Raw genomic sequence first — 7,889 nt, forward strand, 5'->3', positions numbered from 1 at the left:
TGTTCATCCGGGGGGATTCCTCTGAGAGTTCTGAAGCGTCGTAACTCCAGTCTCCCAGACCCTTCCGGGTGAACAACCTATTGAGACATCACAGCTAACGCACAGTCGCGGCGTCTCTTTTTCCATACGCCCTGTCAAAGTTGACAGGGGGTTGTCTTGGCGGCAGAAAAAAATGTTGTAACATCTGCCTTGAGCAAACCGAAAGGCGCGCTCCCCGCTTTTCCTCCCTGAGCGGGTGCCTTAGTGTGTGACAGCAAAAAGGCTTACCGACCCGGCCCCTGGCCGGGTTCTTTTTTGGCGCGTCCAAAGAGGTGCCCGCATCGGCAGTCGGCACGGCTAAACTGGCCCCATGCTCTGGGTCAAGTCCTTCCATATCGTGTTTGTGGCCAGCTGGTTTGCCGGCCTGTTCTACCTGCCGCGCATTTTTGTGAACCTGGCCATGGTGCCCCCCGAAAGCGGGGCGGAGCGTGAGCGGCTGCTGCTCATGGCGGGCAAACTGTTTCGCTTCATGACCCCTTTGGCCTTGCTGGCCTTGGCATTGGGTCTCTGGCTTTGGCTGGGGTACGGGATCGGGCGTGGGCCGGGCAATGGCTGGATGCACGCCAAGCTGCTGGTGGTGCTGCTGCTGCTCGGCTATCACCATGCCTGCTGGCGCCTGCTCGCGAGCTTCCGCAAAGGCGCGAACCGGCGTGGGCACGTCTGGTTTCGCTGGTTTAACGAAGTGCCCGTGGCCTTGTTGGTGGTGGCCGTGATTTTTGTGGTGGTCAAACCGTTCTGACGGGAAGCGCCATGCGGCCGCGTTCATTCGCCTGGTGGCTGGCGCTGGCATTCATTGGGCTTATTCTTTACGCCAGCCTGTACCCTTTTGTGGGCTGGCGTCTGCCTGCTGAGCCTTGGTGGGGCTTTCTGACAGCGCCGCTGTCCCGCTACTGGACGGCATTCGATGTGGTGTCGAATCTGCTGGGGTATGTGCCACTGGGGTTTTTGCTGATGCTCGCAGGACGGCATGCGGCCCGTGTCTGGGTGGTGGGGCTGGCGGCTTGGGCCTTGGGTGTCTTGCTGTCGCTGACGGTCGAGAGTGTTCAGGTGTTCCTGCCGATGCGGGTGCCTTCGAACCTCGATCTGTTGCTGAACAGTGCCGGCACCTTGTGGGGCGTGGGTTTGGCATGGTGGCTGGACCGTCTGGGCTGGCTCCGGCGTTGGACACGGTTGAGAGGGCGTCTGTTCACTGGGCAGGCCAGCGGGTCGCTTGTGCTGCTGGCGCTGTGGCCAGCAGCCTTGTTGTATCCCTCATCGGTGCCGTTCGGGCTGGGGCAGGTGGCCGAGCGTTTGCTGGACGCCGTGCTGATGGGTTCGGAGGCTGTGGGTATGGTGCCGGCAAACGTGTATGCGGAATGGGTACCGTGGAATGAGTGGACCCAAAGGGTCTGTGTGGCGCTGGGGGTGCTGGCGCCCGCCCTGCTGATGTACGCCGAATTGCGGACCTGGGGCCAGCGGTTGCTGTGCCTGCTGGTGGTGATGCTGGCGGGGGGATTGGCGATCACCCTGTCGGCCGCCCTGACCTACGGTCCAGTCCATGCCGGCTCGTGGATCTCGCCAGCGGTGCTGCAGGGGCTGGGCTGGGCTGTGGTGGGGGGCGTGGCGTGTCTGACGCTGCCGCGGCGTGCGGCGCTGGCGGCGCTGGTGATCGGACTGTTGACGTCCTTGGTGCTCCTGAACCGTTCTCGCGGGTTGCCCTACCTGGCCGAGTCTGTGGGTATCTGGGAGCAGGGGCGCTTCATCAGGTTCTACGGGCTCTCGCAATGGCTGGGCTGGCTCTGGCCGTATGGGGTGCTGGGCTTTGGCTTGCAGGCGTTGCTGAGGGGTGGGCGGGGGCGTGCTGAAGGGGGCGGGGACTAGAATTCCTCCCCATGGCTGAAACCAAGTCTTACTACGAACGGCACATCTTCTTTTGCCTCAACGAGCGCGCCAATGGCGAAGACTGTTGTGCCCGGCATCGGGCGCAGGCAGCATTTGATCGATGCAAATCGCAGGCCAAGAGCCTGGGGTTGCTCGGTCCGGGGCGGGTGCGTGTCAACAAGGCGGGGTGTCTGGACCGTTGTGCGGGCGGGCCCATTGCCGTGGTCTACCCGGAGGCGGTCTGGTACAGCTATGTCGATGAATCCGATATCGACGAAATTGTGCAGTCGCATTTGCGTGACGGTGTGGTGGTCGAGCGGCTGCTGACCCCGCCGGACGTTGGCCGTTGATGGTCGGCCCATGAATGCGCAGACCGAACTGTTGACGCAGCCGGGACCTTCTGGATTGTTGGAGGTTGCGGTGGACCGTCCCGCCGCAGTGCCGCTGGGTGTGGCGGTCATTGCCCACCCCCACCCGCTGCATGGCGGGGCAATGTCCAACAAGGTGGTTCAGACCCTGGCCCGAGCCTTTGTGCAAGCAGGCTGGACGGCGGTTCGCTTCAATTTTCGGGGGGTCGGGGATAGCGCCGGAGCGTACGACGAGGGGCGGGGTGAGCTGGACGATCTGCTGTCGGTGGTGCAGGCCCAGGCGCCGACCGGCCCCCTGGCCTTGGCCGGCTTTTCGTTTGGCGCTTTTGTAGCCAGTCATGCGGTAGCCAGACTGCATGCCGAGCGCGATCTGCGCGAGGTTGTGCTGGTCGGGGCCGCTGCCAGCCGGTTCGACGTGGCGGCAGTGGCGCCGGAACTTCATGAACGCACATTGGTCATTCACGGCGAGCAGGACGATACCGTGCCCCTGTCTGCGGTGATGGACTGGGCGCGGCCTCAAGTTCTGCCGGTGCTGGTGGTGCCTGGGGGTGGGCATTTTTTCCATGGGCAATTGCCCTTGCTCAAGGACCTCGTGCTCCGGCATTTGCGCGCCTGATCTTTGGGCTCAGGCGCTGTTTCCGTTTCTTTTTTTCTTGGGTCCGATGTTGTTGCGCCGCCTGATTGCTTTTGTTTCTCTGTCTCTGTGTGCTGCCCTGGTGTGGGCGCAGACGCCCCAGCCACCAGAAATTGCGGCGCGTGCCTATCTGTTGCTGGATGTGACGTCGGGTCAGGTGCTGGCCGCCAAGGACCCGGATGCCGCTGTGGAGCCTGCGTCGCTGACCAAGCTGATGACGGCCTACCTGGTTTTTGATGCGTTGCGGACCAAGAAACTCAGTTTGGCCCAGACCTTGCCGGTCAGTGAGCGTGCATGGAAGATGCCCGGATCGCGCATGTTCATCGACCCGAAGATGCAGGTGCCGGTGGAGGATCTGCTCAAGGGCATGATCGTGCAGTCGGGCAACGATGCCACGGTCGCGCTGGCCGAGGGGGTGGGTGGCACGGTCGAACGGTTCGTGGAAATGATGAATGCCCAGGCCAAGGCATTGGGCATGAATGCGACGAGCTATCAGAACCCGGAAGGTTTGACGGCGCCGGGGCACACCACCACCGCCCGGGATCTGTCGGTGCTCGCGACGCGCCTGATGCGCGATTTTCCCGAGTACGTGGGCTATTACGCCATCCAGCGCTACCGTTATCCGGGCACGCCGGCGGCCAACGACACCAATCGCAACCTGCTGCTGTTCCGCGATCCTTCGGTGGATGGTCTGAAGACGGGTCACACGGCGGCAGCCGGCTACTGCTTGGTGGCCACGGCACGGCGCGAAGTGCCGGGGCTGGGAGCGGGCGTGCAGGGTCAGCGGCGCCTGCTCAGCGTGCTGCTCGGCGCTGCCAGCGAAAACGCCCGTGCGGCAGAAAGCCAGAAACTGCTCAACTGGGGTTACAGCGCCTACGAGGCCGTGCGCCTGGCGCCTGCCGACGGGGCGGTGGTCACGCCCAAGGTGTGGAAGGGCAAGGCTGCGCAGGCCCGTCTGGGGCGCGCCGAAGGTGTTGTGGTGTCGGTGCCGGCCGGAGAGGGGGCTGGCTTGAAGACCGAGGTGCTGCGTCCCGATCCGCTGGTTGCCCCCTTGCAGCGTGGCCAGTTGCTGGGTACCTTGCGAGTCAGTCTGGCCAACGGCACGCCCGTGGCCGAAGTGCCCTTGACCGTGCTGGACACGGTGGAGGAAAGCGGCATCTTTGGTCGTGCATGGGACGCACTGCGTCTCTGGATTCAGTGAACGCACAGCCCATTTACCGAGTTTCCGGGATGGGCTTGGGGGCTTTTTCGGGGTCGGTCTTGCGCGAGCGGGACGCCAGGCGGCCTGAGGGGCTCCCCGTCCAGGGCTTCTGCCCGGCAAAAACGCCTCGCTTGCCTGCTCTCAGGCTGCGTGATACATTAGAGGGCTTTTCGGAAATTTCCGAAGGGTTTTCTTTTCTCGTTTCAAACGTTTAGGGACGTTTATCAATGCCAACCATCAACCAGCTCGTGCGCCACGGCCGGGAGGTCGAAAAGACCAAATCCAAAAGCCCGGCCATGGAAAACTGCCCGCAGCGTCGCGGCGTGTGCACCCGCGTGTACACCACGACGCCCAAGAAGCCTAACTCCGCTCTGCGTAAGGTCGCCAAGGTGCGCCTGACCAACGGTTTTGAGGTGATTTCCTATATCGGTGGTGAAGGCCACAACCTCCAGGAGCACAGCGTGGTGCTGGTTCGTGGCGGTCGTGTCAAGGATCTGCCTGGTGTGCGTTACCACATCGTCCGTGGCTCGCTGGACCTGCAAGGTGTGAAAGACCGCAAGCAATCGCGCTCCAAGTACGGTGCGAAGAAGCCCAAGGCCAAGTAATCCTGGTATTCGGTGTTTGGCCGGCCGGCAAGCCGTGTCAAGCGTAGTGACCCCAGGCGCCATGTTGGTGTCGGGTCGAGTAAGTGAGGGCCTTGCTGGGTTCTCGCGGTGTCTGAGAAGGCGCCAGCTGAAGCAAATTTGAGGTGTAGAAATGCCACGTCGTCGCGAAGTCCCTAAACGTGAAATCCTGCCGGATCCCAAGTTCGGCAATGTCGAGCTCTCCAAGTTCATGAACGTGATCATGGAAGGCGGCAAGAAGGCTGTTGCCGAGCGCATCATTTATGGTGCCCTGGAGCAGATCGAGAAGAAGACCGGCAAAGACCCGGTGGAAATCTTCTCGACAGCCATCAACAACGTCAAGCCCATGGTGGAAGTCAAGTCCCGCCGCGTGGGTGGCGCCAACTATCAGGTGCCCGTTGAAGTGCGTCCCGTCCGTCGTCTGGCGCTGTCGATGCGCTGGATCAAGGAAGCGGCCCGCAAGCGCAGCGAAAAATCCATGGCCCAGCGCCTGGCCAACGAGTTGGTTGAGGCCACCGAAGGCCGTGGCGGCGCCATGAAGAAGCGTGACGAAGTGCACCGCATGGCCGAAGCCAACAAGGCGTTCAGCCACTTCCGCTTCTAAGTCCGGCACCACAAGTCAACCCGACCGGCGAGCCCGCAGCACCCGAAAAGGGTGGCGGGCTCTGCCAATTTCAGGAGTATTTTCATGGCACGCACCACGCCCCTCGAGCGTTATCGCAACATCGGTATTTCGGCGCACATCGACGCCGGCAAGACCACCACGACCGAACGGATCCTTTTCTATACCGGCGTGAACCACAAGATTGGTGAAGTGCACGATGGCGCTGCCACCATGGACTGGATGGAGCAAGAGCAGGAGCGCGGCATCACGATCACGTCGGCGGCCACGACCTGCTTCTGGAAGGGTATGGACCTGTCCTATCCCGAGCACCGCTTCAACATCATCGACACCCCCGGCCACGTGGACTTCACCATCGAGGTGGAGCGTTCCATGCGCGTGCTCGACGGTGCCTGCATGGTGTACTGTGCCGTGGGTGGCGTGCAGCCCCAGTCGGAAACGGTCTGGCGCCAGGCCAACAAGTACAAGGTGCCGCGCCTGGCCTTCGTGAACAAGATGGACCGCACCGGTGCCAACTTCTTCAAGGTCTATGACCAGATGCGCCTGCGCCTGAAGGCCAATCCGGTGCCCGTGGTGATCCCCATTGGCGCCGAAGACAACTTCAAGGGCGTGGTCGATCTGATCAAGATGAAGGCCATCATCTGGGACGAGGCTTCCCAGGGCATGAAGTTTGAGTACCAGGACATCCCGGCCGAGCTGACTGCGCAGGCGCAGGAATGGCGCGAAAAGATGGTCGAATCCGCGGCTGAAGCCAGCGAAGACCTGATGAACAAGTACCTGGAAGAGGGTGACCTCTCCGAGGAAGAGATCAAGACGGGTATCCGCGCCCGCACGCTGGCCGTGGAAATCCAGCCCATGCTGTGCGGTACGGCGTTCAAGAACAAGGGTGTGCAGCGCATGCTCGACGCCGTGATCGACTTCCTGCCGTCGCCGGTGGACATTCCGCCGGTGGCCGGCACCGATGATGACGAGAAGGAAGTCAGTCGCAAGGCCGATGACGACGAGAAGCTGTCGGCGCTGGCGTTCAAGCTGATGACCGACCCGTTCGTCGGTCAACTGACCTTTGTGCGCGTGTATTCCGGTGTGCTGAAGAAGGGCGACACCGTTTACAACCCGATCAAGGGCAAGAAAGAGCGTATTGGCCGTATCGTGCAGATGCACGCCAACAACCGCCAGGAAGTGGAAGAAATCCGCGCTGGTGACATCGCTGCTTGTGTGGGTCTGAAGGAAGTGACCACGGGTGAAACCCTGTGCGATCCGTCGGCCATCATCACCCTGGAAAAGATGGTGTTCCCCGAGCCCGTGATCGCGCAGGCCGTGGAGCCCAAGTCCAAGGCCGACCAGGAAAAGATGGGCATTGCGCTGGGTCGTCTGGCTGCCGAAGATCCGTCTTTCCGCGTGAAGACCGACGAGGAATCGGGTCAGACCATCATCGCAGGCATGGGCGAGTTGCACCTGGAAATCATCGTCGACCGCATGAAGCGTGAATTCGGCGTGGAAGCCAACGTGGGCAAGCCGCAGGTGGCCTACCGCGAAACCATTCGTGGCACCGTGGACGAAGCCGAAGGCAAGTTCGTGCGCCAGTCGGGTGGTAAGGGCCAATACGGTCACGTGGTGTTCAAGATCGAGCCGCAGGAACCCGGCAAGGGCTTTGAGTTCGTCGATGCCATCAAGGGTGGTGTGGTGCCTCGCGAGTACATTCCTGCCGTGGAAAAGGGCGTGATCGAAGCCCTGAACACTGGCGTGCTGGCTGGTTATCCGGTGGTGGACGTCAAGGTGACGCTGCACTTCGGTTCGTACCACGATGTGGACTCGTCCGAACAGGCGTTCAAGATGGCTGCCATCTTCGGCTTCAAGGAAGGCTGCAAGAAGGCCCAGCCGGTCATTCTCGAGCCGATGATGGCGGTGGAAGTGGAAACGCCTGAGGACTATGCCGGCAACGTGATGGGCGATCTGTCCAGCCGTCGCGGCATGGTGCAGGGCATGGAAGACATGGTGGGTGGCGGCAAGGCCATCAAGGCCGAAGTGCCCCTGTCGGAAATGTTCGGCTACTCGACGACGCTGCGTTCGGCAACCCAGGGCCGTGCCACCTACACGATGGAATTCAAGCACTACAGCGAAGCGCCGCGCAACGTGCAAGAAGCCATCATTTCGGCCCGCGCCAAGTAAGCGCTCTCCCGCATTGCACCGCTGCCGCGGTGAGACTCCCTCTCAAGGAGCCCACCTGCGGTCCGGCAAAACCGGGTCCGCAGTGGTTGCTGGGGGTGAGGTGCTTGGCAGGAATTTTTTGTCTTCGGCGCCTTTTCAGGTTGACCTGTTGCCCGTGGCAGGTCTGTGCCGGAGACGTTAAACCTACACGGGCGTTGTTCTTTACTTATTGAGGTATTTGCAATGGCAAAGGAAAAGTTCGAGCGGACCAAGCCGCACGTGAACGTGGGCACGATCGGTCACGTGGACCATGGCAAGACGACGCTGACGGCGGCGATCACCACGGTGCTGTCGCGCAAGTTCGGTGGTCAGGCCAAGGCCTATGACCAGATCG

The 7,889-nt window shown here is 61.9% G+C and carries 9 protein-coding genes; all 9 read left to right on the forward strand.

Annotated features, from left to right (window positions below; genetic code table 11):
- The first annotated feature begins 349 nt into the window (after window positions 1–349).
- The gene (locus QQK43_RS22055) at window positions 350–778 is read left to right on the forward strand and encodes a CopD family protein (protein WP_284309489.1); all 429 of its coding nucleotides are present in this window, start codon (window positions 350–352) and stop codon (window positions 776–778) included.
- Window positions 779–789: 11 nt separating this feature from the next.
- A complete protein-coding gene (locus tag QQK43_RS22060) occupies window positions 790–1,899 on the forward strand; it encodes a VanZ family protein (RefSeq protein ID WP_234264703.1) in 1,110 nt (369 codons plus the stop codon).
- Between the two features lie 11 nt (window positions 1,900–1,910).
- Window positions 1,911–2,249 carry a (2Fe-2S) ferredoxin domain-containing protein gene (locus QQK43_RS22065; protein ID WP_284309490.1) on the forward strand — a complete coding sequence of 113 codons (339 nt, stop codon included), beginning with the start codon at window positions 1,911–1,913 and terminating at the stop codon, window positions 2,247–2,249.
- Between the two features lie 10 nt (window positions 2,250–2,259).
- Window positions 2,260–2,883 (forward strand): alpha/beta hydrolase, encoded by a 624-nt coding sequence (locus tag QQK43_RS22070; RefSeq protein ID WP_234264705.1) that lies wholly within the window; start codon window positions 2,260–2,262, stop codon window positions 2,881–2,883.
- A 49-nt stretch (window positions 2,884–2,932) separates the two neighbouring features.
- The gene (locus QQK43_RS22075; protein WP_502260861.1) at window positions 2,933–4,102 is read left to right on the forward strand and encodes a D-alanyl-D-alanine carboxypeptidase family protein; all 1,170 of its coding nucleotides are present in this window, start codon (window positions 2,933–2,935) and stop codon (window positions 4,100–4,102) included.
- Window positions 4,103–4,329: 227 nt separating this feature from the next.
- Window positions 4,330–4,707 carry a 30S ribosomal protein S12 gene (gene rpsL, locus QQK43_RS22080; RefSeq protein ID WP_234264707.1) on the forward strand — a complete coding sequence of 126 codons (378 nt, stop codon included), beginning with the start codon at window positions 4,330–4,332 and terminating at the stop codon, window positions 4,705–4,707.
- A gap of 151 nt (window positions 4,708–4,858) precedes the next feature.
- Entirely contained in the window at window positions 4,859–5,329 is a 471-nt protein-coding gene (gene rpsG, locus QQK43_RS22085) for a 30S ribosomal protein S7 (RefSeq protein ID WP_066160156.1), read from the forward strand.
- A gap of 84 nt (window positions 5,330–5,413) precedes the next feature.
- A complete protein-coding gene (gene fusA, locus QQK43_RS22090) occupies window positions 5,414–7,516 on the forward strand; it encodes an elongation factor G (protein WP_234264708.1) in 2,103 nt (700 codons plus the stop codon).
- Between the two features lie 222 nt (window positions 7,517–7,738).
- On the forward strand, window positions 7,739–7,889 hold a 151-nt coding region (locus QQK43_RS22095; RefSeq protein WP_284309331.1), incomplete at its 3' end, for a GTP-binding protein.

It is taken from the genome of Hydrogenophaga electricum, from assembly GCF_030160815.1.
GTDB classification, from domain to species: Bacteria; Pseudomonadota; Gammaproteobacteria; order Burkholderiales; family Burkholderiaceae_C; genus Hydrogenophaga; species Hydrogenophaga electricum.